Origin of the sequence: Ruegeria profundi (assembly GCF_049800715.1) — a bacterium.
Classification (GTDB): Bacteria; Pseudomonadota; Alphaproteobacteria; order Rhodobacterales; family Rhodobacteraceae; genus Ruegeria; species Ruegeria profundi_A.
Genome location: NZ_JBNAFO010000004.1, coordinates 252,520 through 278,310 on the forward strand (window position 1 = coordinate 252,520; position 25,791 = coordinate 278,310).

General features: G+C 58.4%; 32 protein-coding genes and 1 riboswitch. Of the genes, 14 read left to right on the forward strand and 18 right to left on the reverse strand.

The genetic code is table 11. The annotated features are described in order from the left end of the window. The first annotated feature begins 31 nt into the window (after window positions 1-31). The gene (locus ACP15L_RS09160) at window positions 32-895 is read left to right on the forward strand and encodes a hypothetical protein (protein WP_425083925.1); all 864 of its coding nucleotides are present in this window, start codon (window positions 32-34) and stop codon (window positions 893-895) included. A gap of 64 nt (window positions 896-959) precedes the next feature. Here ACP15L_RS09160 and ACP15L_RS09165 read toward each other — a convergent pair whose 3' ends face one another. Next, complete coding sequence (locus ACP15L_RS09165; RefSeq protein ID WP_425083926.1) at window positions 960-1,757, reverse strand: phytanoyl-CoA dioxygenase family protein; 798 nt, start codon at window positions 1,755-1,757, stop codon at window positions 960-962. A gap of 83 nt (window positions 1,758-1,840) precedes the next feature. Between ACP15L_RS09165 and ACP15L_RS09170 the strand changes: the two genes are divergently transcribed. After that, window positions 1,841-2,764 (forward strand): LysR family transcriptional regulator, encoded by a 924-nt coding sequence (locus ACP15L_RS09170; protein ID WP_425083927.1) that lies wholly within the window; start codon window positions 1,841-1,843, stop codon window positions 2,762-2,764. On the opposite strand, the gene irrA is transcribed toward ACP15L_RS09170, so the two are convergent. After that, window positions 2,739-3,158: an iron response transcriptional regulator IrrA gene (gene irrA / locus ACP15L_RS09175; RefSeq protein ID WP_170477982.1), complete on the reverse strand. Its 420-nt coding sequence runs from the start codon at window positions 3,156-3,158 to the stop codon at window positions 2,739-2,741. The two genes, ACP15L_RS09170 and irrA, sit on opposite strands and share 26 nt — an antisense overlap. A gap of 187 nt (window positions 3,159-3,345) precedes the next feature. Between irrA and fabA the strand changes: the two genes are divergently transcribed. From fabA to ACP15L_RS09195, 4 genes are read left to right on the forward strand one after another with little or no spacing between them, the layout of a single operon-like run. Further along, entirely contained in the window at window positions 3,346-3,855 is a 510-nt protein-coding gene (gene fabA / locus ACP15L_RS09180; protein ID WP_170378117.1) for a bifunctional 3-hydroxydecanoyl-ACP dehydratase/trans-2-decenoyl-ACP isomerase, read from the forward strand. 47 nt (window positions 3,856-3,902) lie between these two features. Continuing rightward, window positions 3,903-5,132 carry a beta-ketoacyl-ACP synthase I gene (gene fabB / locus ACP15L_RS09185; RefSeq protein ID WP_425083928.1) on the forward strand — a complete coding sequence of 410 codons (1,230 nt, stop codon included), beginning with the start codon at window positions 3,903-3,905 and terminating at the stop codon, window positions 5,130-5,132. 5 nt (window positions 5,133-5,137) lie between these two features. Continuing rightward, entirely contained in the window at window positions 5,138-5,929 is a 792-nt protein-coding gene (locus ACP15L_RS09190; RefSeq protein WP_170377661.1) for an enoyl-ACP reductase FabI, read from the forward strand. A 59-nt stretch (window positions 5,930-5,988) separates the two neighbouring features. Further along, window positions 5,989-6,168, forward strand: a complete 180-nt coding sequence (locus ACP15L_RS09195) for a hypothetical protein (protein WP_170377659.1) — start codon at window positions 5,989-5,991, stop codon at window positions 6,166-6,168. A 12-nt stretch (window positions 6,169-6,180) separates the two neighbouring features. Here the strand turns inward: ACP15L_RS09195 and ACP15L_RS09200 are convergent, their stop codons facing one another. After that, window positions 6,181-6,609: an FKBP-type peptidyl-prolyl cis-trans isomerase gene (locus tag ACP15L_RS09200; protein ID WP_425083929.1), complete on the reverse strand. Its 429-nt coding sequence runs from the start codon at window positions 6,607-6,609 to the stop codon at window positions 6,181-6,183. 249 nt (window positions 6,610-6,858) lie between these two features. After that, a riboswitch (cobalamin riboswitch) is annotated at window positions 6,859-7,060 on the forward strand. Window positions 7,061-7,188: 128 nt separating this feature from the next. Between ACP15L_RS09200 and ACP15L_RS09205 the strand changes: the two genes are divergently transcribed. Genes ACP15L_RS09205 through ACP15L_RS09225 form a run of 5 tightly spaced genes read left to right on the forward strand, consistent with a single transcriptional unit; the run spans window position 7,189 to window position 10,596 of the window. Further along, complete coding sequence (locus ACP15L_RS09205; protein ID WP_425083930.1) at window positions 7,189-7,974, forward strand: DUF4198 domain-containing protein; 786 nt, start codon at window positions 7,189-7,191, stop codon at window positions 7,972-7,974. Between the two features lie 6 nt (window positions 7,975-7,980). Beyond that, entirely contained in the window at window positions 7,981-8,592 is a 612-nt protein-coding gene (cbiM, locus tag ACP15L_RS09210; protein WP_425083931.1) for a cobalt transporter CbiM, read from the forward strand. Further along, window positions 8,589-9,167 carry a cobalt ABC transporter permease gene (locus ACP15L_RS09215; RefSeq protein ID WP_170555663.1) on the forward strand — a complete coding sequence of 193 codons (579 nt, stop codon included), beginning with the start codon at window positions 8,589-8,591 and terminating at the stop codon, window positions 9,165-9,167. Before cbiM ends, ACP15L_RS09215 begins: the two co-directional genes overlap by 4 nt. After that, window positions 9,167-9,949, forward strand: coding sequence for a cobalt ECF transporter T component CbiQ (gene cbiQ, locus ACP15L_RS09220; RefSeq protein WP_425083932.1), 783 nt, complete (start codon window positions 9,167-9,169; stop codon window positions 9,947-9,949). The genes ACP15L_RS09215 and cbiQ overlap by 1 nt, the downstream gene beginning before the upstream one ends. Then, window positions 9,946-10,596: an energy-coupling factor ABC transporter ATP-binding protein gene (locus ACP15L_RS09225; protein ID WP_425083933.1), complete on the forward strand. Its 651-nt coding sequence runs from the start codon at window positions 9,946-9,948 to the stop codon at window positions 10,594-10,596. The genes cbiQ and ACP15L_RS09225 overlap by 4 nt, the downstream gene beginning before the upstream one ends. Window positions 10,597-10,697: 101 nt before the next feature. Here ACP15L_RS09225 and rplQ read toward each other — a convergent pair whose 3' ends face one another. From rplQ to dgcN, 12 genes are all read right to left on the reverse strand, one after another. Further along, on the reverse strand, window positions 10,698-11,117 hold the full coding sequence (gene rplQ, locus ACP15L_RS09230) for a 50S ribosomal protein L17 (protein ID WP_170334079.1): 420 nt from the start codon (window positions 11,115-11,117) through the stop codon (window positions 10,698-10,700). A 118-nt stretch (window positions 11,118-11,235) separates the two neighbouring features. Further along, complete coding sequence (locus ACP15L_RS09235) at window positions 11,236-12,252, reverse strand: DNA-directed RNA polymerase subunit alpha (protein ID WP_170377644.1); 1,017 nt, start codon at window positions 12,250-12,252, stop codon at window positions 11,236-11,238. A 114-nt stretch (window positions 12,253-12,366) separates the two neighbouring features. Next, window positions 12,367-12,756, reverse strand: coding sequence for a 30S ribosomal protein S11 (rpsK, locus tag ACP15L_RS09240; RefSeq protein WP_008757289.1), 390 nt, complete (start codon window positions 12,754-12,756; stop codon window positions 12,367-12,369). A gap of 15 nt (window positions 12,757-12,771) precedes the next feature. Continuing rightward, on the reverse strand, window positions 12,772-13,140 hold the full coding sequence (gene rpsM / locus ACP15L_RS09245) for a 30S ribosomal protein S13 (protein WP_170377641.1): 369 nt from the start codon (window positions 13,138-13,140) through the stop codon (window positions 12,772-12,774). Between the two features lie 208 nt (window positions 13,141-13,348). Then, a complete protein-coding gene (locus ACP15L_RS09250) occupies window positions 13,349-14,365 on the reverse strand; it encodes a DUF1254 domain-containing protein (protein ID WP_425083934.1) in 1,017 nt (338 codons plus the stop codon). A gap of 79 nt (window positions 14,366-14,444) precedes the next feature. After that, window positions 14,445-15,089 carry an adenylate kinase gene (locus tag ACP15L_RS09255; protein WP_425083935.1) on the reverse strand — a complete coding sequence of 215 codons (645 nt, stop codon included), beginning with the start codon at window positions 15,087-15,089 and terminating at the stop codon, window positions 14,445-14,447. Beyond that, window positions 15,086-16,450, reverse strand: coding sequence for a preprotein translocase subunit SecY (secY, locus tag ACP15L_RS09260; protein ID WP_170555668.1), 1,365 nt, complete (start codon window positions 16,448-16,450; stop codon window positions 15,086-15,088). The genes ACP15L_RS09255 and secY overlap by 4 nt, the downstream gene beginning before the upstream one ends. Window positions 16,451-16,559: 109 nt before the next feature. Continuing rightward, a complete protein-coding gene (gene rplO, locus ACP15L_RS09265) occupies window positions 16,560-17,033 on the reverse strand; it encodes a 50S ribosomal protein L15 (protein WP_170377635.1) in 474 nt (157 codons plus the stop codon). A gap of 206 nt (window positions 17,034-17,239) precedes the next feature. Next, the gene (locus ACP15L_RS09270; protein WP_170472137.1) at window positions 17,240-17,455 is read right to left on the reverse strand and encodes a DUF1127 domain-containing protein; all 216 of its coding nucleotides are present in this window, start codon (window positions 17,453-17,455) and stop codon (window positions 17,240-17,242) included. A gap of 389 nt (window positions 17,456-17,844) precedes the next feature. After that, window positions 17,845-18,705 (reverse strand): D-amino-acid transaminase, encoded by an 861-nt coding sequence (locus ACP15L_RS09275; RefSeq protein WP_425083936.1) that lies wholly within the window; start codon window positions 18,703-18,705, stop codon window positions 17,845-17,847. A gap of 10 nt (window positions 18,706-18,715) precedes the next feature. Continuing rightward, window positions 18,716-19,681 (reverse strand): N-acetyl-D-Glu racemase DgcA, encoded by a 966-nt coding sequence (dgcA, locus tag ACP15L_RS09280; protein WP_425083937.1) that lies wholly within the window; start codon window positions 19,679-19,681, stop codon window positions 18,716-18,718. Window positions 19,682-19,747: 66 nt separating this feature from the next. Beyond that, a complete protein-coding gene (gene dgcN, locus ACP15L_RS09285; RefSeq protein WP_425083938.1) occupies window positions 19,748-20,749 on the reverse strand; it encodes an N-acetyltransferase DgcN in 1,002 nt (333 codons plus the stop codon). 296 nt (window positions 20,750-21,045) lie between these two features. Between dgcN and ACP15L_RS09290 the strand changes: the two genes are divergently transcribed. Next, a complete protein-coding gene (locus tag ACP15L_RS09290) occupies window positions 21,046-22,008 on the forward strand; it encodes an L-malyl-CoA/beta-methylmalyl-CoA lyase (RefSeq protein WP_425083939.1) in 963 nt (320 codons plus the stop codon). Window positions 22,009-22,062: 54 nt separating this feature from the next. On the opposite strand, the gene ACP15L_RS09295 is transcribed toward ACP15L_RS09290, so the two are convergent. Further along, window positions 22,063-22,641, reverse strand: coding sequence for a PA14 domain-containing protein (locus ACP15L_RS09295; RefSeq protein WP_425083940.1), 579 nt, complete (start codon window positions 22,639-22,641; stop codon window positions 22,063-22,065). Window positions 22,642-22,748: 107 nt separating this feature from the next. Then, complete coding sequence (locus ACP15L_RS09300; RefSeq protein ID WP_425083941.1) at window positions 22,749-23,201, reverse strand: Lrp/AsnC family transcriptional regulator; 453 nt, start codon at window positions 23,199-23,201, stop codon at window positions 22,749-22,751. 73 nt (window positions 23,202-23,274) lie between these two features. On the opposite strand from ACP15L_RS09300, the gene ACP15L_RS09305 reads away from it, so the two are divergent. Next, complete coding sequence (locus ACP15L_RS09305) at window positions 23,275-23,871, forward strand: LysE family translocator (RefSeq protein ID WP_425083942.1); 597 nt, start codon at window positions 23,275-23,277, stop codon at window positions 23,869-23,871. Here the strand turns inward: ACP15L_RS09305 and ACP15L_RS09310 are convergent, their stop codons facing one another. Further along, a complete protein-coding gene (locus tag ACP15L_RS09310; RefSeq protein WP_425083943.1) occupies window positions 23,872-24,705 on the reverse strand; it encodes an AraC family transcriptional regulator in 834 nt (277 codons plus the stop codon). Between the two features lie 123 nt (window positions 24,706-24,828). Between ACP15L_RS09310 and ACP15L_RS09315 the strand changes: the two genes are divergently transcribed. After that, window positions 24,829-25,791 carry an acetyl-CoA carboxylase carboxyltransferase subunit alpha gene (locus ACP15L_RS09315; protein WP_170639227.1) on the forward strand — a complete coding sequence of 321 codons (963 nt, stop codon included), beginning with the start codon at window positions 24,829-24,831 and terminating at the stop codon, window positions 25,789-25,791.

Below are 25,791 nucleotides of genomic sequence, written 5' to 3' on the forward strand. Positions count from 1 at the left end.
CTTTCCAGCAAGACGCGAATGAAAACCGGCGATGCAGTACGAATCCCTCGACAACTTTCTGAATTCAGGCCAATCCGCCCTGTCCAAAGGCCCCGTAGCCCTGATTTTCGCCGAAGACGAGACCGAGGTCGAAAGCACGCTGCACCACCATATAGGCCTCGGCTTCAAGTCCGTTGTGGCCTTCATGCCCGTTGAGTTCACCCTTAGCCACGACCTGTCAACGCGGATACATCGCGTGACGTTCAGATGCGCGCCCCGGACCGTGGTGTTCGACGCGATCAACCGCATCACGAAAGCTGCACCCAGTGTCTGGATGTATTACTGCTACAACGCAGAATACCTGTTCTACCCCTTCTGCGAAACGCGCAGCGTAGGGGAATTGCTGGCCTTCCACACCGAGGAACGCCGCAATGCAATGCTGTGCCACGTGATCGACCTCTATGCGGGTGACCTGGCCCAGTTCCCGAACGGCGTGGCCCCTGACCAGGCCATGCTGGACAGCACCGGTTACTATGCCCACACCCGCCACGACCCCACGGGCCGCCCGGTCGAGCGCCAATTGGACATGTCCGGAGGCCTGCGCTGGCGGTTCGAAGATCACATCCCCTATGAACGCCGCCGGATTGACAGAATCGCCCTGTTTAAGACCCGCAAAGACCTGATCCTGCAGCCGGATCACACGTTCAACGAGGCCGAATGCAACACCTATGCCTGCCCTTGGCATCACAATCTGACGGCTGCGATCTGCTCATTCCGGGCGGCAAAAGCCCTGAAAAGCAACGCAGGTTCCGCCTTCGACATCTCGAGCTTCCGTTGGCACAATTCCGTCTCGTTCGAATGGACTTCGCGGCAACTGCTCGATCTGGGACTGATCGAGCCAGGCCAGTGGTTCTGATCCGCTCTTCATCTGGCTGAAGACATCCCGGGGGAGGCGCCGAAGGCGGCCGGGGCAGAGCGCCCTATCGCTGCAGCAGCATCGGGAACCAGTCTTCCCGCAGACGCTGCCCTGGCGTCATGTCATGCCCAGGAAACGGAGGCGACGTGCGGCCCGGACGCTCGACATAGCGCGCATCATCCCCGACCAGCCGTAGTGAAAACGCCCGACGACGACTGTCCGAGTGATTCCCTCGCGCCCCATGCAGGGTACGGTAGTTGAACGCAACCGCGTCACCGGGTTCCATTTCGAACTCGACCACTTTCATCCCTTCCGCATCCGGGTCAGGGACCGGGATGTATTGGCCTTCATCAGCAAAAAACCCCTCTTCGCTGACCCAACGTGTCGGCAGCACCTCTTTCTCCCACCTGTGCGATCCCGCAACACAGCGCAGGGTGGCTTGCTTCACCGGATCCAAGGGCGACCAAAAGCTGATCGTCTGCTGCCCTTCGACAAAGTAATATGGCCCGTCCTGATGCCAGGGCGTCGCCATCGATGTGCCTGGCTCCTTCACCAGAACATGGTCGTGAAACATCTGCACTGTTTTCGACTGCATTAGATCCGCCGCAACCTCAGCCGCCGGAGAGGTCTCGATCACCTCGCGGAACTGCGGGATACGCTTCCAGTTGCAGTAATCATCAAAGAACAACCCGGTCTGCCCCTCTTTTTTGTTGTCCGAGGCATAGGGTCCCGGCTCGGCCATGTTGGCGGCAACTCCGTCGCGCAGCGCGTCCACGTGATCGGCAAAAAGCCCTTTGATCAGGACAACCCCGTCTACCTGGTAGGTATAGATCATGTCCTGAGAAACAAGAGGGTGTGGCATGGCGTTCTCCTTGTGCTTGACCCGTTTAAAGGACAACAAAGCCATCTGTTCAAATAATATCTTTCGAAGTAAAAATTAATTTGATGTTATATATCTCACTGCGCCAATATGAATATGTCTGCGCCATAGGCCGCCATGGCAGCTTGTCTGCCGCAGCCCATGCGCTGAACGTATCGCAACCCGCTCTATCGACGGCCCTGACGCGGGTTGAGTCGCTTCTGGGATATCCGCTGTTCATGCGTCGTCGGGGAGCAGCGATGACCACAACCCCCCAGGGGCGCCTTTTCATCGAACAGGCGGAAAAGCTGTTGCACTCTGCCGCGCAAATCGAACGTCCGACAGATGCACCGCACGGGTCTTCACACCTGCGGTTGGGCTGTTTCATAGACCTAGCACCATTTCATCTGGCTTCTGCCTTGCGCAGTCTGCAAACAGCTCTGCCCGATGTGACCATCACGTATCAGGTGGACAGTTTCGAGGGCTTGCTGGACTGTCTGATCGACGGTCAGACAGATATCGCGATCACGTATGACCTTGGCATGGATGCAGGGTTTACTCGGCAAGAGCTGTTCGACAGTGTCCCGCACGCCTTGCTCCCACCTGATCACCCGCTTGCTTCTGTCCACAGTGTGACTTTGGCCGTTCTGGAAGAGGAACCCCTGATCCTGTCAAAAGAGGGGTTGTCCGCACAGCACGTCCTGAACCTGTTTCGGCACAAAGGCCTGAACCCAACAGTCGCCCACAGGGCCGCTACGCTTGAGATTCAGCGCAGCCTCGCAGCCCATGGGGAAGGAATCGCAATCAGCTATGCCAGCCCCAACAATTCGATGAGCTACGACAATCGAGCGCTTGTGCGTCTGCCGATCCTAGACAAGGACGCTGCTGAGCCTGTCGTCTTGGCGCGCCATGGAACCGGCCCCGTCGAAGCCACATTGGCCTCAGCGGAACGTATTCTGTTTGATGCGTTGTCCGAGGCTAGAACTAAGGTTTCTTGCGAAGGCGGATAACCACGTCGACCGAGGCAATCTCGACCCCTTCCGGTGCCTGCGGGAGGCGCTGGATCACCAACTCTTCGGACGGAGCGTCGCTCAGCCTGCTTTCGTCTTCCCAATAGAAATGGGGGTGATCATGGGTGTTGGTGTCAAAATAGCTTTTCGACCCATCCACCGTGATCTCTTGCAGCACGCCCGCATCGCAAAACGCGCGCAGCGTATTGTAAACGGTCGCAAGCGAAACGGCATCACCCTTGGTCTTGGCCGAGTCGAACAGGCTTTCCGCCGTGACATGCCGGTGACGACCATCGCCCACAAGCAACTCGGCCAGCGCAACACGCTGTCGCGTCGGGCGCAATCCGGCGCTCTCCAACCAGTCTGTAGCTATCTTACGGCTCTGAGGTGTCATGAATCCGATACCCGTTTTTGCTGCCTTTATATATAGGGGCGCAGGGATAACAATTTCAAATGAAATTCATTCGCAAAGACCGTCGGGACGCAACATCATCTGACCGCCGCTCTTGCAGGACCTTGCATACGGGTGCTAGGTGAGGCCAAATGTAATGAACGGACCCAAGGCAGAAGAGGCGGCAAGAATGGCCCAATTCCCAAGCAGTTTTGACAAAGAGGATCTGCTGAAATGCGCGCGAGGCGAACTTTTTGGCCCCGGCAATGCGCAGTTGCCTGCCCCTCCGATGCTGATGATGGACCGGATCACCGATGTTTCAGGTGACGGAGGCGCCCATGGCAAAGGCCATGTTGTCGCGGAATTCGACATCACGCCTGATCTTTGGTTCTTTGACTGCCACTTCCCCGGCAACCCGATCATGCCGGGCTGCTTGGGTCTGGATGGCCTATGGCAGCTGACCGGCTTCAACCTGGGCTGGCGCGGCTGGCAGGGGCGCGGCTATGCGTTGGGCGTGGGCGAAGTCAAACTGACCGGCATGGTCCGCCCGGACCGTAAGATGCTGACCTATTATGTTGATTTTACCAAAGCCGTACAAACACGCCGTCTGACCATGGGGGTCGCGGATGGCCGTGTCGAAGCGGATGGTGAAGTGATTTATCAAGTCAAAGATATGAAGGTTGCACTGTCCGAAAGCTGACGCCAGCGGACATTACGCCAACAGGAACGGAACACAGGAGAACGCATATGCGTCGCGTCGTCGTCACCGGTCTGGGGATCGTCTCCTCGATCGGGAACAATGCCGAAGAGGTTCTCGCCTCGCTCAAAGCAGGCAAATCCGGCATCGAGGCCAATGAGCAGATGGTCGAACACGGCTTTCGCAGCCAGATCGCCGGGTCGCTCAAGATCGACGTGTCCGAGCACGTTGATAAACGCACCCTGCGCTTCATGGGACCGGGCGCGGCCTATGCGCATATCGCGATGGGACAGGCGATTGCCGATTCCGGGCTGACTGAGGAACAGGTCGTCAATCCGCGCACCGGACTGGTCGCTGGTTCTGGCGGACCGTCCACCAGCGCGATGCTGACCGCGCATCAGACGGTACTAAAAAACGGCGCCACCAAGCGGATCGGGCCCTTTGCCGTGCCGAAATGCATGTGCTCCACGATTTCAGCGAACCTTGCCACAGCCTATAAGATCAAGGGTATCAACTACTCGATCACCTCGGCGTGCTCGACCTCGCTGCATTGCATCGGCAACGCGGCGGAACAGATCATGCTGGGCAAGCAGGACGTAATGTTCGCAGGCGGCGGAGAGGAGTTGGACTGGACCCTGTCCTGCCTGTTCGACGCGATGGGCGCGATGTCGTCCAAGTATAACGAAACTCCGCAGAAAGCCTCGCGTGCGTTCGATCAGGACCGCGACGGCTTCGTGATCTCGGGTGGTGGCGGCATCGTGGTGCTTGAGGATCTGGACCATGCGCTGGCGCGCGGTGCCAAAATCTACGCCGAGGTGACCGGCTATGCTGCAACCTCGGACGGTCATGACATGGTGGCCCCGTCCGGCGAAGGCGGTGAGCGCGCGATGCGTCTGGCGCTGTCCACCCTGCCCGAAGGCCACAAGGTTGGCTACATCAACGCGCACGGCACCTCGACCCCGGTCGGAGATGTGGGCGAAGTTGAAGCCGTGCGTCGTATCTTCGGCGAAGGCAACGTGCCGCCGATCTCATCCACCAAGTCGATGACCGGGCACGCACAGGGCGCGGCCGGCGCGCTTGAGGCGATCTTCTGCCTGCTCATGCTGGACAATGATTTCATAACACCGTCGATCAACGTCGACACACTAGCCGAAGGCATCCAGCCCGGTGAAATTGCAACTCAAGTGGTTGAAAATGCAGGTTTGGATTCGGTCATGACCAATAGCTTCGGCTTTGGTGGCACGAACGGATCCATGATCCTGTCAAAGTATAACGGGTGAACGAGATGTCGGAAGTTCTAAAAGGGAAACGCGGCCTTATCATGGGTGTCGCCAATGACCGGTCGATTGCCTGGGGTATCTCGAAAGCGATGCACGAAGCAGGGGCTGAGCTGGCTTTCACCTATCAGGGCGACGCGTTCGGGAAGCGTCTGCAGCCATTGGCCGAAAGCCTCGGCAGCGACTTCATGGTCGATGCGGATGTCACCGATGACGCCTCGCTGGACCGCGCCTTTGGCGAGTTGGGCGAACGCTGGCCAACCATCGACTTTGTCGTTCACGCGATCGCCTATTCGGACAAGAACGAGCTGACAGGCCGGTTTCTGAACACCACAAGGGCCAATTTCAAGCACTCGATGGATGTGTCGGCCTACTCTTTCATCGAGGTCGCCCGTCGCGCCTATCCGCTGATGAAGGACAATGGTGGCTCGCTGCTGACGCTGACCTACCAAGGCTCGAATCGTGTGGTTCCAAATTACAACGTCATGGGCGTTGCCAAAGCCGCGCTGGAATCGGCGACACGCTATCTTGCCAACGACCTCGGCCCTGAAGGCATCCGTGTGAACGCGATTTCGCCCGGCCCGATGAAGACCCTGGCCGGGGCTGCAATCGGCGGAGCGCGCAAGACCTACAAATTCTGCGACCAGAATGCGCCGATGCGCTCGAACGCTACGCTTGAGGCCGTTGGCGGCACAGCGGTTTACCTGACCTCGGATGCGGGGGCTTGCACCTCGGGCGAGATCATCAGGGTGGATGGCGGTTTCCACGTGCTTGGAATGCCACAGCCGGATTTCATGTGACCATATCTTTCCCAGACGCCGCCAAGATTTGACCATCTTTCGGCGTCAGGGATATGGGCATGAGCAAAACCGACCAGATCCTTGCCAGCAATACGCGTGGCACCCAGACCAGACGGAAAACGGGGTTCCTAAGCCCCCGCGCCCGTGTTCTGCTTTTGACGCTGACCACATTGCTGGTGTTGTTCGTGTTCTTCACGCAACCGCAGGTCCGTGCAGCGCTTGACGGGCTTTGGGGCTAAGACCTCAAGCCTTCAGTTCACCGAGACAACCTCAATATCGAAGATCAGGTCCTGCCCGGCCAGCGGGTGATTGGCGTCCAGCGTCACCGTGGCCTCGTTCGCCTCGACAACCGTTACCGGCAGCGCCTGACCGTCGGGGGTCTGCATCTGCAACTGGCTTCCAGGCTCTAGCGGGATGTCGTTCGGAATACCTTCACGCGGGATGTCCTGCCGCATCGCCGGGTTGATCGGGCCATAGGCGTCGACACAGGCAATCTCGACCCGCTTCTTGTCGCCAACCGCCAGTCCTGGCATCGCGCTGTCCAGGCCGGGTATGATCTGGCCCGAACCGACAACAAATTCCAAAGGATCGCGCCCGTCTGAGCTGTCAAAGACGGTCTCGTCCAGCAGCGTTCCGGTATAGTGGATGCGAACTGTGTCGCCTTGTTTGATCTCAGACATTGGGCCTCCGGGGCTTGTGGGGAATTGGGCGCCGAACACAAGCGCGCAACGCCGGAGTCTGACGCGGCGCAGGATGCATGCATCTGATTCTGATGTCCAGATTGCGGTGCAGGCATGCGCGTCCTCTTGTCGTCGCTTACCCGCGCGCCTTCAATACCAAGTGGGCAGAACAGGAACATCCGATCCTATCGACAAGATGTTATCGCTACAGTCTTAAATAGAGATTGACCGGTGATGGGAATCTCTGCCATCAGCGTCCTCATGTCCGGTTCCGGGTTCGCCCGGAGAAAAGGGAATGCGGTGCGGGGAATTCTGATCCACCCAATGCCGCAACTGCCCCCGCAACTGTAGGCGGTGAGCAGGGCTGACATGCCACTGGGTTCCACCCGGGAAGGCCAGCCCGATGCTTTGACCCGCAAGTCAGGAGACCTGCCGGATATGCACCCTCGGAAGGGGTGTGTCACCGATGCCGGGGTGTGCATTGGGCCGATGCCCTCATTTTGGGTAAATGGCTCCGTTCGTCCCGATATCAAGCAAGAAACGTGCCGGGGTTGGCACGAAGGACGAAGGAAAGACCTTGTGAAGAAACTATTTTGCACGGCTGCTGCTGCGCTGGCGACTCCAGCTCTGGCACAGGCGCATTTTCTGCTGGAATACACCACCGACACGCTGATCGAGGCGCCGGGCGACGTGCCGGTCAAGCTGATCTTCTGGCACCCGTTTGAAAACGGTCATGTCATGGATCTGGAAAAGCCGCAGGAATTCTATGTGATCCACAATGGCGAAAAGACCGACCTGCTGGACACGCTGGAACCCATCCGGTTTTCGAGCCCTGAAAACGAAGGCGCGGCCTTTCAGGGATCTGTTCCGGTCAAGCGTTCGGGCGACTACGTGATGGTCACTGTGCCTGAGCCCTATTACGAAGAGGCCGAGGACATCTATATCCAACAGATCACCAAGGCGTTCCTGAACCGCAACGAACTGCCGACCGACTGGATGAACCCCGCGGGTCTGGCGACCGAGATCGTGCCGCTGAACAAGCCCCACAACATCATCGCAGGCTCGACCTTCACCGGTCAGGTTCTGGCGAATGGCGAACCGGTTGCCGGCGCTGAGGTCGAGATCGAATACATGGCCGCAAAGCCCAGCTTTGACAGCCAAGCCTCGTCCGAGCCGACCGTTTCGCCGATGCCGGGTGGCGCTGTTGTCGCTATTTCCGACGCCAACGGCTATTTCTCCTTCGGTGTCCCGAAAGCTGGCTACTGGGGCTTTGCCGCCCTCGGCGCTGGTCCGGAAACCGAACATGAAGACAAAGAGCTGAGCCAGGACGCGGTGATCTGGATCCGCGCCTGGGACATGGAGTAACCACAGATGCACATCGTCGACGGAGCCCTGTCCAACCCGGTCGTCATCGGCGGAGCCATTGCCGCCGCTTGTGGGGTTGCCATGGGCCTCAGGTCGCTGGATCTGGACCGTATCCCCACGGCTGGGGTCCTGGCGGCCAGCTTCTTCGTGGCCTCTCTAATCCACGTGCCGATCGGGCCGTCGTCGGTGCATCTTATTCTCAACGGTCTGGCCGGGCTTTTGCTTGGCTGGGCCGCCTTCCCTGCTCTGTTCGTAGGTCTACTGCTGCAAGCGGTCTTTTTCGGCTTCGGCGGGCTGACGGTGCTGGGGATCAACACGCTCAACATCGCCTTTCCGGCCGTACTGGCGGGGCTGCTGTTTCGACCTCTGATCGGGCGCGGCTCGCCTGTCCATGGCGCGATCTGGGGCGGCATAGGCGGCGCCTTTGCCATTGCGGCCACCACTGTCATGGTGGGCATCTCACTGGCCCTGTCAGGGGACGAATTCCTGCCCGCCGCCAAGCTGGTCTTTTTCGCCCATATCCCCGTGATGATCATCGAGGCCGTCCTGACCGGATTTGCAGTCCTTCTTGCGCGAAAGGTCAAACCCGAATTGTTCCTGACAAGGCCCGCCACATGAGACAGCTTGCCCTCATCCTGGCCCTCTGCGCGGCCCCTCTGCCCGCGCTGGCCCATAAGGTGATTGCCGGCGTCTTTGCGTCCGGCGATGCGATTGAAGGGGAAATCGGCTTCTCCAACGGCACCATGGCGACCGATACCGAGGTCTTCGTGACCGATCCAAACGGGGTCGAGCTGGGCCGGGCCACAACCGACGCCGACGGGTTTTTCATCTACATACCCACCGCACCCGTCGCCCATACCTTTTTTGCCGACCTCGGCGCCGGTCACGTGGCCGAGGTTACCATGCCCGCCGATGACGTCGCCAAGATCATGGGCGTCGCCGTCCAGAGCACGCCTGCAGCGTCGCCTACACCAACTCCCGCCTCAGAGGGCGTCACAGTGGCCTCCCTCAGCGATGAGGAACGTCAAGCCATCGCGGCAGCCGTGCGTGACGAAATACGCCCACTGCGCCGGGAAATCGCCGCCTATCGCGAACATAACGACCTCCAGAGCATTCTGGGCGGCATCGGATACATCATTGGCCTGTTCGGGCTGGGCTTCTACCTCGCTGCGCGGAGGAAACTGGCAGGCTGATGGGACACGTATTGGGACCACAGGAAAGGACGCTGGCCGAGGCTGGCACGGTCGGTCAACGAGGTTTGATCACCTCGCTTGATCCGCGGGTCCGTATCGTCATGTCCGTTGTCTTTGCGGTCGTTGTTGTCTCCCTATCCACCCTGCCCGCCCTTACGGCGGCACTGATGATCGCGCTGTCTCTGCTGGTGCCGTCCCGACTGCCTTGGCGCAAAACACTCAAGCGAATGGCGATGATGGACAGTTTCATCATCTTTATGCTGGTCCTTCTGCCCTTCACCATGCCCGGCGACCCGATGTTTACCATCTGGGGATTTCCGGCCAGCTGGCAAGGGCTCTGGAAAGCCGTGGAAATCGCGCTGACCGCCAACGCCGTGATCCTGACCGTGATGGTTCTGGTCGGCACAATGGAGCCTGTCACACTGGGCCACGCCCTGCACCGGCTACGCTGCCCGGAAACACTGGTGCACCTTCTGATGTTCACCATCAGATACATCGACGTCCTGCATGAGGAATACCAACGCCTCCGCGCCGCTATGAAAGTCCGAGGCTTCCGTCCCGGCACCAACTGGCACACCTATCGCAGCTTTGGCTATCTGGTCGGCATGATGCTAGTCCGGGCAATCGAACGGTCCGAGCGCATCCTCGGCGCGATGAAATGCCGGGGGTTTTCAGGCAAGATGCTGTTGCTGCAAGACTATAGCATCAACCGACGTGATATTGTCTTTGCTGCCGGGCTTGGAGCCCTCTGTCTAGCCCTGATCCTAGTGGAATTCGCATGACCCTAATCGCGCTGGACGACATCTGCTTTGCCTATACTGGACAAGCACCGGTTCTGAACGGCGCAAACCTGCGGCTGGAGGCCGGGCAACGCCTGTCACTGACCGGCCCGAACGGAGCCGGGAAATCCACGCTTCTACGTATCACACTTGGTCTGCAGCGACCGTCCTCGGGTACGGTGACCGTCTTTGGCAAACCACGACAGGTTGAGGCAGATTTCCATGAAGTGCGCCGCCACATCGGGCTTGTCTTTCAAGACCCTGACGACCAACTGTTCTGCCCCACCGTGGCCGAGGACATTGCCTTTGGTCCACTGAACCTCGGCAAGACGCGCGCCGAGGCCTTGGCAATTGTGGATCGAGTATTGGGTGATCTCAACCTCATGCATCTGAAGGATCGGACCACACATAAACTGTCAGGCGGCGAAAAGCGCCTGATCACGCTGGCAACTGTTCTGGCGATGGAGCCACAGGCCCTGCTGCTGGACGAGCCGACCAATGCGCTGGACACTAAAAACGAGGCGCGGTTGCTTGAAATCCTGCAATCGCTGCCTCAGGCTATCCTTCTGGTCAGCCATTCTCCTGCATTTCGCGATGCGCTGGCCCCGGACAGGCTGGAATTGCAAGACGGTAAGCTGGTCGCTGTGTGAGACAGCCCATCTTGGTCACGCCGAAGCAAACAGTTTGTACTGCGCAAAGAAAAACCCCGCGTCGAGGACACGGGGTTCTTTTTTGAAAGCTGTAGGCTTTCTTATTCTTCTGCGGCCTCTTCGGCTGCAACGCGAGCTTTGTCAGCTGCGCCTTTGGCGTCGACGTCACGATCAACGAATTCGATGATCGCCATCGGAGCCATGTCGCCATAACGGAAGCCAGCTTTCAGAATGCGGACATAACCGCCCTGACGCTCGGCGTAGCGGGGACCCAGAACTTCGAACAGCTTTGCGACGTCTTTGTCTTCTTTCAGCTGTGCTGCGGCCTGACGACGGGCGTGCAGGTCGCCGCGCTTGCCCAGAGTGACCAGCTTTTCGATGATCGGGCGCAGTTCTTTTGCCTTGGGCAGAGTTGTTTTGATTTGCTCATGCTCGATGAGCGAGCCTGCCATGTTTGCAAACAGAGCCTTGCGGTGCTCATGAGTACGGTTTAGGCGGCGGTAACCACGTGCGTGACGCATTTTTCAATTCCTATCTTGCGTTTTGCTTTGTCTGGCCGGCGATGCGTGTCACCGACTCTCCTTGGGGCGGAAGTGCCCGTATTGTCCCCGGAAATCCCGGGCATTGGGGAAGACGCGCTTAGAACGCGTCTTCGAATTTCTTCGCCAGATCTTCGATGTTGTCGGGCGGCCAATCCTCGACATCCATGCCGAGGTGCAGACCCATGCCGGACAGCACTTCTTTGATCTCGTTCAGCGACTTGCGGCCAAAGTTCGGCGTACGCAGCATCTCGGCTTCGGTCTTCTGGATCAGATCGCCGATGTAAACGATGTTGTCGTTCTTCAGGCAGTTTGCCGACCGGACCGACAGCTCCAGCTCATCGACTTTCTTCAGCAGCAGCGGGTTGAACTCCAGACCATCGTCCTCGTCCTGGCGGCCAGCCGATTCCGGCTCGTCGAAGTTGACGAAGATCGACAACTGATCCTGCAGGATACGAGCGGCATAGGCCAGCGCGTCTTCCGGCGTGATCGAACCGTCGGTTTCAATCTTCAGAGTCAGCTTGTCATAGTCCAGAACCTGACCTTCACGGGTCGGCTGAACGTCATAGGCAACCTTTTTGACCGGCGAGTAGATTGCGTCGATCGGGATCAGGCCGATAGGTGCATCTTCAGGCTTGTTCTTCTCAGCAGAGACGTAGCCCTTGCCGGTGTTAACCGTCAGTTCCATGAACAGGTCTGCGCCATCATCCAGGTGGCAGATGACGTGATCGCGGTTCAGAACCTCGATGCCGGCGCTTTCGCTGATGTCGCCAGCGGTCACAACTGCGGGGCCTTTGGCATTGATCGACAGGCGCTTGGGGCCTTCGACTTCCATCCGCAGCGACACGCCCTTGAGGTTCAAGATGATGTCGGTGACGTCTTCACGTACGCCCGCAACCGAGGAGAACTCGTGCAGGACGTTGTCGATTTGAACGCTGGTGATGGCCGCGCCTTGCAGCGAGCTCATCAGAACGCGGCGCAGCGCGTTGCCCAGGGTCAGACCAAAGCCACGCTCCAGCGGCTCAGCAACCAGAGTCGCCTGACGTGCAGGGTCGTTGCCCGGCTTGCCGTCCAGCTGGGTCGGCTTGATCAATTCTGCCCAATTCTTGTGGATCATGTAATCCCTCCATTCCTGTCCGCGCCCCATGACCAACAAGGTGCAGACGCCCGAGGTTCAAAATGACATGCTGGGGCCGCGCAAAAACGCAGCCCCAGCTGAATTCAAAATCGCTTAGACGCGGCGGCGCTTCGGCGGGCGGCAGCCGTTGTGAGCGATCGGAGTCACGTCGCGGATCGACGTGATGTTGAAGCCCACGGCAGCCAGTGCACGCAGAGCCGATTCACGACCCGAACCGGGGCCCTGAACTTCGACTTCCAGCGTCTTGACGCCATGTTCCTGCGCCTTCTTGCCTGCATCTTCTGCAGCCATCTGAGCGGCGTAGGGTGTCGATTTCCGCGACCCTTTGAAGCCCATGGTACCGGCAGACGACCACGAGATGGCGTTGCCCTGTACGTCCGAGATCAGGATCTTGGTGTTGTTGAAGGTCGAGTTCACATGGGCGACGCCCGATGCGATGTTCTTACGCTCTTTGCGCTTAACGCGAGTCTTATCACGTGCCATCAGTCAGACCCTCCCTTATTTCTTCTTACCAGCGATGGCCTTTGCGGGGCCTTTCCGGGTACGAGCGTTGGTGTGGGTACGCTGACCGCGAACCGGCAGGTTGCGGCGGTGACGCAGACCGCGGTAGCAGCCCAGGTCCATTAGGCGCTTGACGTTCATCTGAACTTCACGACGCAGGTCACCTTCGACGGTGAAGTTTTCGTCGATGAATTCGCGGATCTTCAGAACTTCGGCGTCGGACAGTTCGTTGACGCGACGGGTCGCTTCAATGCCCACGGCTTCGCAGATCGCTTTGGCCGAGGTGTTGCCGATTCCGGTGATATATGTGAGGGCGATTGGTACCCGCTTTGCAGTCGGGATGTTTACGCCGGCAATACGTGCCACGTGTCACTTTCCTTTTCGTTGCGGTTCCGTAACTCCAGAACCTTTTTTCACAACGCCTTACCGTGGCAGTGTCGCCAGAGGGCTCAGCATTTTATGATATGATCATGTGAACGGAATACCCGCGCACAATTCGATTCTCTTCCGAGATAGCGTCAATTAGTGTCGCGCGACCCGCGCGTCAAGCGCAGATCGCATATTGATCCCGAATTCACTCCGCAAGCTCGATTTCAGGGAAGGTCCAGGTCCCGTCGATCACTTCGAGCGCGGGCTGGTAGAGACGCACAGTATAGTTCCATCCCTCCATGATCGGCAGGCAATTCACACGGCCGTCTTCACATCTACCGAAATGCACCGTCATCGAGCCATCCGGGTTGCTGTCGCCCGTCACCGAGTTGATCACGTAGACACCCAGATCGTTCTCTTCAAAGAACCCCGCCGTGTTATACAGGCTGACCGACCAGAACGCGCCAACTGGAACTTCGGCGGGAACTTCTAGTTTGTACGCCCCCAGCTCCAGCCCCGGTTCGACGTTCAGATAGAAGGCCTGCGCCTCTGGCAAGCCACCCCAACCGAACGCTGTTCCCAGCAGGTGGCGCACAGGGTCAACCGCCTCTTTCGAACCGAATGTGCCAGTACTGTCTGGCGAGAAACGGGCAAGCTCCAATGCGGCGCTCAACACCTCTTCAAACGCATCCTTGTCGTAATGCGCTTCGTCAAAGGGACGCGCGGAATTGGCCTGCAGCGTGACCCCATCCTGCAATGCAGTCACTGCGGCTATGTCTGCGGGGTCCTCCGAGTCGACGAGGTACCGAAACAACAGCGCAACGTAGGGCGTATCGAACTGCTCGACCGTCAGCTCATAAGTTCCACCGCCAAGGAACACGTCGTTGACGTAGTGATCCTGATTGACAACCTGAACCGAGACATAGCGATCCCCGGTCTCCGGCACGGTCAGCAAAGCGCCGTCCGAAATATCAACCACCGCCATGCTGTAAAGCGTATCCCGGTTCATGCGGATCGTCGGTTGCCTATCCAACGGTGTAGGCTCGCGCACGTGAAACAGCGTGTTGACGCTGCCCGACTGCGCCAGATACTTCCGAAATTCGATATCTGTCGCCGCACGGACAAAGTTGTCGATGGTCACCGGCGTCTGTTCTGCACAAGCACCGATTGCTGCCATAGTCAGAGCGGACGTCATCGCGAGCGATTTAAGCGATAGGCTCATAGCTATCTCCCAACAAAAAATGCGCGCGTTGGCCGAAGTGATACCTCGTCAAACGCACGCATTCAATTGTCAAGATGTGTTACCTTAGGGCAGCTTCGATCGCGCCCTGAACCTCTTCGATTTCGCCCAGTCCGTTGATCTTGGTCAGTTGACCCTTGGCATAATAGTAGCCGATCAGCGGCGAGGTTTTCTTGTAGTACTCCATCAAGCGGGTCTTGAGGCTTTCCTCATTGTCATCCGCGCGGCGTTTGAAGTCATTCTCTTTGCCGCAATTGGAGCATTTGCCGTCCGCTGGAATTGGCTTGGTGATGTCGTTGTAGACCTCGCCACAGCCGCCACATGTCGAACGCGCGGTAATCCGTTCGACCAGCGCGGCGTCGTCGACTTCCATCTCGATAACGGCATCCAAGCTGTTGCCCGTGCTGTCCAGCAAGTCACCCAGCGCGTCGGCCTGTGCCAATGTGCGCGGGAAGCCGTCAAAGATGAAACCGCCCTCTGCGCCTGCGTCCAGCTTTTCACGGATCAGACCGATCACGATCTCATCGGTTACAAGCTGCCCTTTGGCCATAACCTCGGCCACACGGTTGCCCATCTCGGTGCCGCTATCCTTGGCCTCGCGCAGCATATCACCAGTGCTAAGCTGCACCATACCTCGTGTTTCGACCAGATGACGCGCTTGGGTACCTTTACCGGCACCCGGGGGGCCAAGCAGAATGATATTCATCGACGAGCAGCTCCCTTTCTGCCGCGTTTCTTGCCTTTGCCGCGCAGTTGGGACTTTTCGATAAGCCCTTCATATTGGTGCGCCAACAGGTGGCTCTGAACCTGTTGGATTGTGTCCATGGTTACAGAGACGATAATCAGAACCGAGGTGCCACCGAAGTAGAACGGGATGGCAAACTGGTTCCGAACGATTTCTGGTAGCAGACAGACCAGCGCGAGATAAGCCGAACCCAGAACCAGAACGCGATTGACCACGTATTCCAGATACTCGGCGGTTTTCTTGCCGGGGCGGATGCCGGGCACAAAACCGTTCTGCTTTTTCAAGTTGTCGGCCACGTCATCCGGCTTGAAAGATACGTTGAACGTATAGAAATACGCAAAGAACACGATCATCGACGCGAAGAACAGCAGATAGAGCGGCTGTCCGGGGCCAAAGTTCGCCAGCAGCCACGACATAACCGGACCGTTGGCAGCACCCGACGAGAAGGTCGAAATCGTCACCGGCAGCAACAGCAGCGAGCTTGCAAAGATCGCGGGGATAACGCCCGACGGGTTGACCTTGACCGGCAAGTGGCTCGAGCCGCCTTCGTAAACCTTCATACCGGCCTGACGGCGCGGGTATTGAATGTGGATCTTGCGCAAGGCCCGTTCCATGAACACCACAAAGGTGATCACGACGATGACCATGAGGATCACGCCAACGATCACAGCGGGGCTGATTGCGCCCGAACGACCCGAGGCAAAGAACTGCGCCAGAGCGGCCGGAACCTCGGCGATGATGCCGACGAAGATGATCAGAGAGATCCCATTGCCAATGCCGCGCGCAGTGATCTGCTCACCCAGCCACATCAGGAACATGGTACCGCCGACCAGAGTGATCATGGTCGACATGCGGAAGAATAGGCCCGGATCAGTCGCCAGATCACCTGATTCCAACGAAACGGCCAGACCATAGGCCTGAACGGTAGCCAGCGCCACAGTACCGAAACGAGTGTATTGGTTGATCTTCTTGCGCCCCTGCTCGCCCTCTTTCTTGAGTTGCTCAAGCGCGGGAACCATGGATGTCAGCAGCTGCACGATGATCGAGGCCGAGATATAGGGCATGATGCCGAGGGCAAAGATACCCATTCGACCCAGCGCCCCGCCGGTGAACATCGAAACCATGCCGCCGATGCCTTGCCCCGCTTGCTCCATGAATTCACGCAGCGCTTGTCCGTCGATCCCCGGCACCGGAATGAAGGTGCCAAGGCGATAAACGATCAACAAACCTAGTGTGAACAGGATGCGGTTGCGCAGATCGGTGGCTTTGCCAAGGGCAGACCAGCTTGTGTTGGCTGCCATTTGTTCTGCTGCTGATACCATAAATCGGTCTCTCTTATGAAAACACCGCCCAGAACCGTTTTCCGGCTCGGGCGGCGTCTGGGAAAACTTAGTGCTCTATGTAAGCGGGTCTTCGCCCGCTCACAAGCGCTTACTCTGCCGCAGCAGCTTTTGTGACCGTCAGTGAGCCGCCCGCTTTTTCAACTGCCTCAACGGCAGCTTTCGAAGCACCTGTCACTTCTAGGTTCAGTTTGGCGCTAACCTCGCCTTTGGCCAGAACGCGGATACCATCCAGCTTGCGACGAACCAGACCCGAAGCAACCAGAGCGTCCTCGGTGATCGCAGCTTTGGCGTCCAGCTTACCGGCGTCGACGAATTTCTGGATCAGGCCCAGGTTGATAACGGCGAATTCCTTGCGGTTCGGCTTGTTGAAGCCACGCTTGGGAAGACGCTGGTACAGCGGCATCTGGCCGCCTTCGTAGCCGTTGATGGCCACACCCGAACGGGATTTCTGACCTTTGATACCACGGCCACCCATTTTACCTTTGCCGGAGCCCGGACCACGGCCAACGCGGGTCCGTTTCGGTGCGGCGCCTGGGTTATCGCGCAATTCGTTCAGTTTCATATCGCTTCTCCTAAGCCGGATGTGACCCCCGAAGCGTGATGGGCCAAACACGGCGTTTCTTGGTTTTGATTCTCGTGGACGCAATGCCACCGGGGCGCTCTACAGCTTTGTGGCCCTCGTTGCAAGTGGCGCGTGGATGTGCAGCCCATCAAATGCAAAAGAGACGCCCAGAAGGACGCCTCTTCGCGTGTGAGTGGTGGGGTAGGTCAGGCGCAGTAAGCGTGCTTGTGCGCAATATCAGCGATATCGCAGCGACGGACTCCGATATCGTCCAGCTCGCGATTGCTGAGCCGCTGCAGTTCGGAGTAGGTCCGCTGGTATTCGGCAGCCCGAGCCCGTGCGACTTTGATGCGTTCAATAAGTGCGGAAACGCGTGCGCCGAAATTGAAGGTCGAGGGGGTGAGTGTTGCAGTATGTGCCATCTTCTTTCCTTTCAGACCGAGGCGTATTCCCCGGCAATTTTTGTGTTCCTTTTGGATACAGCGAGCAGATAGGAAAGGGCCGCGTGGCCGACAACGCCAGTTACGGTCTAGCCGCTATGCAAGGCGGACATATCCAACACTGATTGGAAGGAGATCGGCGAAAAAACCCCTGCGATGACCAACCGACCTTGCTGACCGCGCAATTCGCGCAGGCTTACATGACCTTTGAACACTTCATGCGCGTAGGATAGCTGCAGAATGCAGGAAAATCGCGGATCGGGTCAGAACTCAGAGCAATTAAAGCTCTTGCACGGATTGGTTGGCACGATCTACAGCCAACCAATGTGTATTAATCAGAGCCTTACCCAAAAGGCCCTGATCCAGCGCGCTTAAATGGCTGCCTTGCGGCTTTCGTCCAGATAGATCTCGCGCAGACGTTTGGCGATTGGGCCAGGGGTGCCGTCGCCCAGCGCCACGCCATCAATTTCAACCACCGGCATAACAAAGGCACTGGCTGAGGTGGTGAAAGCCTCATCCGCCTCTTTGGCCTCGTCGATAGTGAATAGGCGTTCCTCGACCTCCATCTGCGCCTCGGCAGCCATGCGCAGAACGGCCTTGCGGGTGATACCGTGCAGGATCTCGTTCGACAGCGGGCGGGTGACGATCTTGCCGTTCTTCACGAAATAGGCGTTGTTGCTGGTGCCCTCGGTGACATGACCGTCTTCGATCATCCACGCATCATCACACCCGGCAGCCTTGGCCATCATCTTGCCCATCGACGGGTAGAGCAGCTGTACGGTCTTGATGTCACGACGTCCCCAGCGGATATCCTCGATCGAGATAATCTTGGCGCCCTTTTGCGCCGCAGGACTATCCGCCAGACAAGGCTTGTTTTGCGTGAACAGAACCAGCGTCGGCTTGGTGTCGGCGGAGGGGAACACAAAATCCCGGTCCCCATCGCTGCCGCGTGAGACCTGCAGATAGACCAGACCTTCGTCAATCTCGTTCAACTCGACCAGCTTGCGGTGGATCTCCAGCAACTCATCCTTGGTGCAAGGCTCAGCCATCTGCAGCTCGTCCAAAGAACGTTTCAGGCGCACCGCGTGGCCTTCAAAGTCGATCAGCTTGCCATCCAGAACGCTGGTCACCTCATAGACAGCATCTGCCATCAGGAAACCACGGTCAAAAATGGATACCTTGGCCTCGGTTTCGGGCAGGTATTCGCCATTCACATAAACGGTGCGGGTCATGTCACTCTCCTCAGCCCCAGAGGTCCACGCTAGGCGGATGCACTCCGGCGTCGTCAAAAATCAGCGGGTTGGTGCGGTCTTCGGCCAACAGAAGCGGGCCGTCAAGGTCTGTCACCATCGCACCCTGTGCCAGCAATGTCGCAGGGGCCATGGCCAGAGAGCTGCCGACCATGCAGCCGACCATGACTTTGTAGCCCTCAGCCAACGCCGCCTCACGCAGCAGCAAAGCCTCAGTCAGACCTCCGGTCTTGTCGAGCTTGATGTTCACCACATCATACTTGCCCTTTAGTTTGGGCAGGCTGGTCCGATCATGGCAGGATTCGTCAGCACAGACAGGCACCGGACGCTCCATCCCGATCAGCGCGTCGTCCTCGCCAGCGGGCAAGGGTTGCTCGACCAGTTCTACACCCAGCCGCACCAGATGCGGTGCCAGGTCCGCATAAACCTCAGCCGACCAACCTTCGTTGGCGTCGACAATAATCTTGGATTTTGGCGCGCCCGCGCGCACGGCCTCCAACCGGGGCATGTCGTCTGGGGTGCCCAGCTTGATCTTCAAAAGCGGCCGATGCGCGTTTTCTGCTGCCTGCTTCTGCATCGCGACGGGCGTCGCCAAAGACAGGGTATAGGCGGTGATTTCAGACCCCGGAACCGGCAGACCGGCCAGGTCCCAAGCGCGCTTGCCCGCACGCTTGCACTCCAAATCCCAAAGAGCGCAGTCCACAGCGTTCCGCGCGGCCCCGGCGGGCAGCAGGTCCATCAGCGATTGCCGCGTGAACTCGACAGGCAGCGCCGCGATTTCAGTCTCGACCGACTCAAGCGTCTCATCATAGCGCGCGTAGGGCACGCATTCGCCCCAGCCCTGATGGGTTCCGTCTGAAATTCGAACCGTCAGAACCTTTGCTTCGGTTCGCGACCCGCGCGAGATGGTAAACACCTGCGCCAGCCGAAACACATCACGAGAGACCTCAACCTGCACGCGCCTGCTCCTTCATCTTTTCAAAAATTCGCCCGCCGGAGGCGATCCACCGGCGGGTTTCTTTGATCACAGAGCGGACAGAGCATCCACCAGTTTTCCCGCACCAAAGCGGTAAGGGTCAGTAGTAGGCAGGCCCATCTCTTCCTCGACCTTGGCCAGATAGGCCGTGGCTTCATCCTCGCTCAGGTGCTGGGTGTTGACCGAGATGCCAACAACTTGACAGGCCGGATTGCCAACCCGTGCAAGCGGCAGGGCCGTGTCGCGCAGCTGCTGCAGCGTCGGCAGCGAGTATTCGGGCAGGCCGCGCATATGGGTCCGGGTCGGCTCATGGCACAGGATCAGCGCATCAGGCTGGCCGCCATGAACCAGAGCCATCGTAACGCCCGAATAGGACACGTGATACAAAGAGCCCTGCCCCTCAATATGATCCCAGTGATCTTCATCATTGTCGGGCGTCAGGTATTCGACAGCACCCGCCATGAAATCCGCAACAACCGCGTCGAGCGGAACACCTTGGCCGGTGATCAGAATACCGGTCTGGCCGGTAGCGCGGAACGTGGATTTCATGCCACGCTTGCGCATCTCGGCATCCATCGACATCGCCGTGTACATCTTACCCGCCGAGCAATCGGTGCCAACTGCGAGGCAACGCTTGCCGCTGCGCTTCTTGCCGTTTGCGATGGGGTAACCAACGGTCGGCACACGCACATCGTGCAGGGTGCAGCCGTGGGTCTGAGCGGCCGCAACCAGATCGCCTTCGTCCCGCAACAGGTTGTGCAGGCCCGACGCGATGTCATAGCCCATTTCCAACGCCTCGATCAGAACGGTTTTCCAGGCCTCGCTGATCACGCCGCCGCGGTTGGCGACACCGATAACCAGCGTCTTCGCGCCGGCCTCTTTGGCCGCGGCCAAAGTCATGTCGGTCATACCCAGATCGGCCTTGCAGCCCTCCATGCGGTACTGGCCTACAGCGTTTTCCGGACGCCAGTCACGGATGCCGATGGCAACTTTCGCAGCCAACTGGTCGGGCGCATCGCCCAAAAACAACAGATACGGTGTCTCGATCATTGCATCGCACTCCTTTGATTCCGCGCCAAACTAAAGAACCACGTGAACGAGCGTTTCGCGAATTCTCACCACATATGTCCCCTCACCAATATTTTTTCGCGCGTTTTGACGTCTGGTCGCAAAATTCTTCGAAGTTTTTAAACTGAACAAACTTTAAGCACCCGCGAACTGCGCCTTGCGCAAGAAATGCTGCGCGCGCATTGCCGCATCTGCACAATGACCCTTGCGCCGCATTGCGCAATTTAATATCCCGAACGAGAACCAAAACGTAACTTCATTACTCTTGCGAGGTCCCGATGAGTTTCCGCATCCAACCCGCCGCTCCGGCGCGGCCAAACCGTTGCCAATTGTTCGGCCCCGGCTCGAACACCAAGCTGTTCCCGAAGATGGCGGCCTCTGCTGCGGATGTGATCAACCTGGATCTTGAGGATTCGGTTGCACCCTCTGACAAGGACTTCGCCCGCGCCAATGTCATCGAGGCGCTGAACTCCGTCGATTGGGGCAACAAATACATGTCCGTTCGGATCAACGGGCTGGATACGCCCTATTGGTACCGCGATGTAGTGGACCTACTGGAACAGGCCGGAGACCGCCTTGACCAGATCATGATCCCCAAGGTCGGCTGCGCGGCGGATGTCTACGCCGTGGACGCTCTGGTCACCGCAATTGAGCGCGCCAAGGGTCGGAGCAAGCCGATCTCGTTCGAGGTGATCATCGAATCCGCGGCCGGCATTGCCCATGTCGAGGAAATTGCAGCCTCATCGCCCCGGATGCAGGCGATGAGCTTGGGTGCTGCGGATTTCGCGGCGTCCATGGGCATGCAGACCACCGGGATCGGCGGCACGCAAGAAAACTACTACATGCTGCGCGAAGGTGAAAAGCACTGGTCAGACCCGTGGCATTGGGCGCAAGCGGCCATCGTCGCCGCATGCCGCACCCATGGCGTTCTGCCGGTCGATGGACCCTTTGGGGACTTCAGCGACGATGAGGGCTATATCGCGCAAGCCAAACGCTCAGCAACTTTGGGCATGGTCGGCAAATGGGCGATCCATCCCAAGCAGATCGCGCTGGCCAATCAGGTCTTCACCCCGTCGGACGAGGCTGTATCCGAGGCCCGCGAAATCCTGGCCGCGATGGAAAAGGCCAAAGCAAATGGCGAAGGGGCCACTGTTTACAAAGGCCGCCTGGTCGACATCGCTTCGATCAAACAGGCCGAGGTCATCGTGGCGCAATCCGAACTGATCGCAGCGAACGGCTAAGCCAAAAAATGAAAGAGCGCCTATTTGGCGCTCTTTTTACTGCGGGTCCTGCTTTCAACGGCCGAATGCGCTATCAGGTGTCCAAGTAAAGTCTTCGCCCTGCTTGCCCCATTTCATCATCAAACAAGAGGTGCCGAGCTTCTGGAAGTAGACGATGTGAAGTGGATACCATCCGGCTTTTGGAACCTCGACTTCGGTTCTTTGGTTGGCCTCGCAACCCTGAATGCCCCTTACATACCCGATTTGTTGCCCCCCGACAAATGCCTCAATCCCATCATTGGACCAGGTTTCAAGCTCATAAATGCCAGGGGAATCAAAGCGAATGTAGCCGTTTATGTCGGCCGCGACGTTGAAGGCTTCCGCAAAGGTCAGAACAGCTTCACCCTTGTTGGTGTCACGGTAGTCCAATCCAAGCAGAGGTGTCCCGGCCTCGGCCTTAGGCAGCAAGGATTTGGCGTGGCTCAAGTCGCGAATTTTGCGGCTATTTCCGTTCCAAGCGTATTTTACGTCTAGGCCGGATTGCACATTTCCAGGTTGCGGGTCAGCCGGTTCCAGCTTGAGCGGGGCCGCTCCGACGTGCCCAGCAAGAATGGTGAGCGCGGCCGCGATCAACCCAATTTGAAGTTGGTTCATGTTGGTCTCCCAGTAAACGCGCCCTTTTTGTCTTGGGCGTCTTTGATGACGACCCTAAGACCTGAGCTTTTACCCCGCAAGGGTGTGATGCCAGCGTGAGAGGAAAGCTAGGCCCGCAAATCCTTGGGCGACCCCATAACCACGTAAGACGTGATCGACGTGACATGGGGCAGTGTTCCCAGCACATCGGTGTGAAATACCTTGTAGGACGGAAGGTCCGCGCATTCCACGCGCAAAAGGTATTCGATCGTGCCGGTGATATTGTGGCATTCAACCACTTCGGGCGCGCGCTGCAAGGCCCGTTCAAACCCTTCCTGAGCGGCTTTTGTATGCTCTCCCAGACCAACGCCGATATAGGCGACAAACCCCTTGCCAAGCGCGGTCGGGTCCAGAATAGCGCGGTAACCGGTAATGACTCCGGCCTTCTCCAACTCTTGCACGCGGCGCAAACAGGCCGAGGGAGATAGCCCGACACGATCTGCCAGCTCAAGGTTGCTGATGCGCCCATCCGATGAGAGTTCACGCAATATTTCGCGGTTTATTCGATCCATCTTAGTCATAAATTGTCAAACTAGATCATTCACGCACAATAACGCAATTTCATTTGCGCCATTTGCGGTAAATATCCCCCGCATGACCTACGATATCCTTCTGGCCCTGATCGCCTTTGCCTTCGTCTCGTCCATTACGCCGGGACCGAACAACTTGATGCTGATGGCATCTGGCGCCAATTTCGGCTTTCGGCGTACGATTCCGCATATGTTGGGTATCGGGCTTGGCTTCACCTTCATGGTGCTGCTGGTTGGCGCGGGTCTGGTGCAGGTTTTCAACCAATACCCGGTCAGCTACACGGTGCTGAAGGCGGCCTCGGTCGCGTATCTGTTGTATCTGGCGTGGAAGGTCGCGCATGCCGCACCGGCTGTGAAAGGCGCTGACGTGGGCACGCCGATGAGCTTTCTGCAGGCCGCCGCCTTTCAATGGGTCAACCCAAAGGCCTGGGCGATGGCACTGACCGCGACAACGGCTTATGCGCCAGGGCAGACCCTCAATGTCATCATCATCGTTGCGCTTGTGTTCGGAGCGGTCAATTTGCCCTCGGTCAGCACCTGGACGGTTCTGGGGCAACAAATGGCGCGGCTCCTGACGAATCCGCGCCGGTTGGTGGTGTTCAACTGGACAATGGCAGCCCTGCTTGTGGCCTCGCTCTATCCGGTGTTGTGGCCAAGCTGATCACTTCAGCGGCAGGCAGATCTCGGTCAACAAATCTTCGGGCGCAGTTTCGCGCGGATCGTTGAGGTAGATCTCATAGCAGGGTTGATCTGCTGGCTCTTCCCCTGATTCAGGTAACCAATTCCCGAACAGACTGTGGTAGGCGGCCTCCAAGCCAGAATAGGGCCCCTTGTAGGTTAATACCGCCGTCTTTCCTCCGGCGATCTGCACGTCCTCCATCCCATCGGGGGTACCTTCCCCACGGAATTCGGCCCCTGCATAGCTGCGCAGTTGATCCTCTGGCACCTCATCGGGGCTGTCAAAGTAGATACCAACTACAGGGCCAACTTGCGGCCAAAGTTGACGAGATTCGCACAACGCGCCGAACGCTTCAAAGCTCTTGCCAATTTCGGAATATGCGCCTTTGTGCGGCAAGGCGATCACGCGGCGGGCGGGTTCGGTTCGGGTGGTCACGGGATGCATCGGATATCCTCCGGTTTTGAAGTTTGGATGGGCTGGCAGAAACTGACCGGCTTTGCGGAAAGCGGCGGGGCTGCTGCCATAGGCCTCGGTAAAGGCCCGGATGAAAGAGTTCGGGTTGGGGTAGCCAACGGAATGCGAAACCTGCGAAACCGAGCTGTCTGACCGGACCAGCTGGACCGCAGCACGGTGCAGCCGTATCCGACGTACCGCTTGGGCGCAGGTTTCACCTGTCAAAGCGCGGAACACGCGGTGCCAATGAAACCGCGACATCGCGGCGACATCGGCCAGCGCATCCAGCGACAGATCTCCATCGGGGTGATCGTGGATATAGGTCAGCACCCGCAGGATGCGGTCCTCGTAACTGGTTGCCATCTGGCATCCCTTCCTTCTCTCTTCCCAATCGTGGTCGCATAATCGGCTCTCACAAATCTTGCTGAGTTGCATCCCAAGCGACCACACGTCATATAGCAGGGAACTTCCGCGTTGAGAGGCGTCATGACCCAGTATCTGGATTTCGAAAAACCGCTGGCCGAGATCGAAGGCAAAGCAGAAGAGCTGCGCGCCCTGGCCCGCGCCAATGAAGAGATGGATGTGGCCGAGGAAGCCTCAGCTCTGGACGCCAAAGCCGCCAAGCTGCTGGATGAGCTGTATGCCGATCTGACCCCTTGGCGGAAATGTCAGGTCGCACGTCACCCCGAACGGCCCCATTGTCAGGACTATGTCAAAGAGCTTTTCACCGAGTTCACTCCGCTGGCCGGGGATCGCAACTTTGCCGACGATTTGGCCGTAATTGGCGGGTTGGCCCGGTTCAACGATCAGCCGGTGATGGTGATCGGGCATGAGAAAGGCTCTGACACCAAATCGCGGATCGAACGGAATTTCGGCATGGCCCGTCCCGAAGGCTACCGTAAAGCCGTCCGCCTGATGGAGATGGCCGGGCGGTTTGGTCTGCCGGTCGTGACCCTGATCGACACCGCCGGGGCCTATCCCGGCAAGGGCGCGGAAGAACGCGGCCAGTCCGAAGCGATTGCCCGGTCGACAGAGATGTGCCTGAAAATCGGCGTGCCTCTGGTCTCGGTCATCATCGGCGAAGGTGGCTCTGGCGGGGCCGTCGCCTTTGCAACTGCAAACCGCGTCGCGATGCTGGAGCATTCGGTCTATTCGGTGATTTCACCCGAAGGCTGCGCCTCAATCCTTTGGAAAGACGCCGAGAAGATGCGCGAGGCCGCCGAGGCACTGCGCCTGACCGCGCAGGACCTTTACAAGCTAGGCGTCTGCGACCGCATCATCACCGAACCCAAAGGCGGCGCCCATCGGGATCGTCCGGCCGCGATTGAATCGGTCCGTGCCGCCATCGCCGCCATGCTGAAAGAGCTGGACGGCAAGGATGCCGCGGCCCTGATCAAGGACCGCCGTCAGAAGTTCCTGGATATCGGCTCAAAAGGGCTGGCGGCGTAA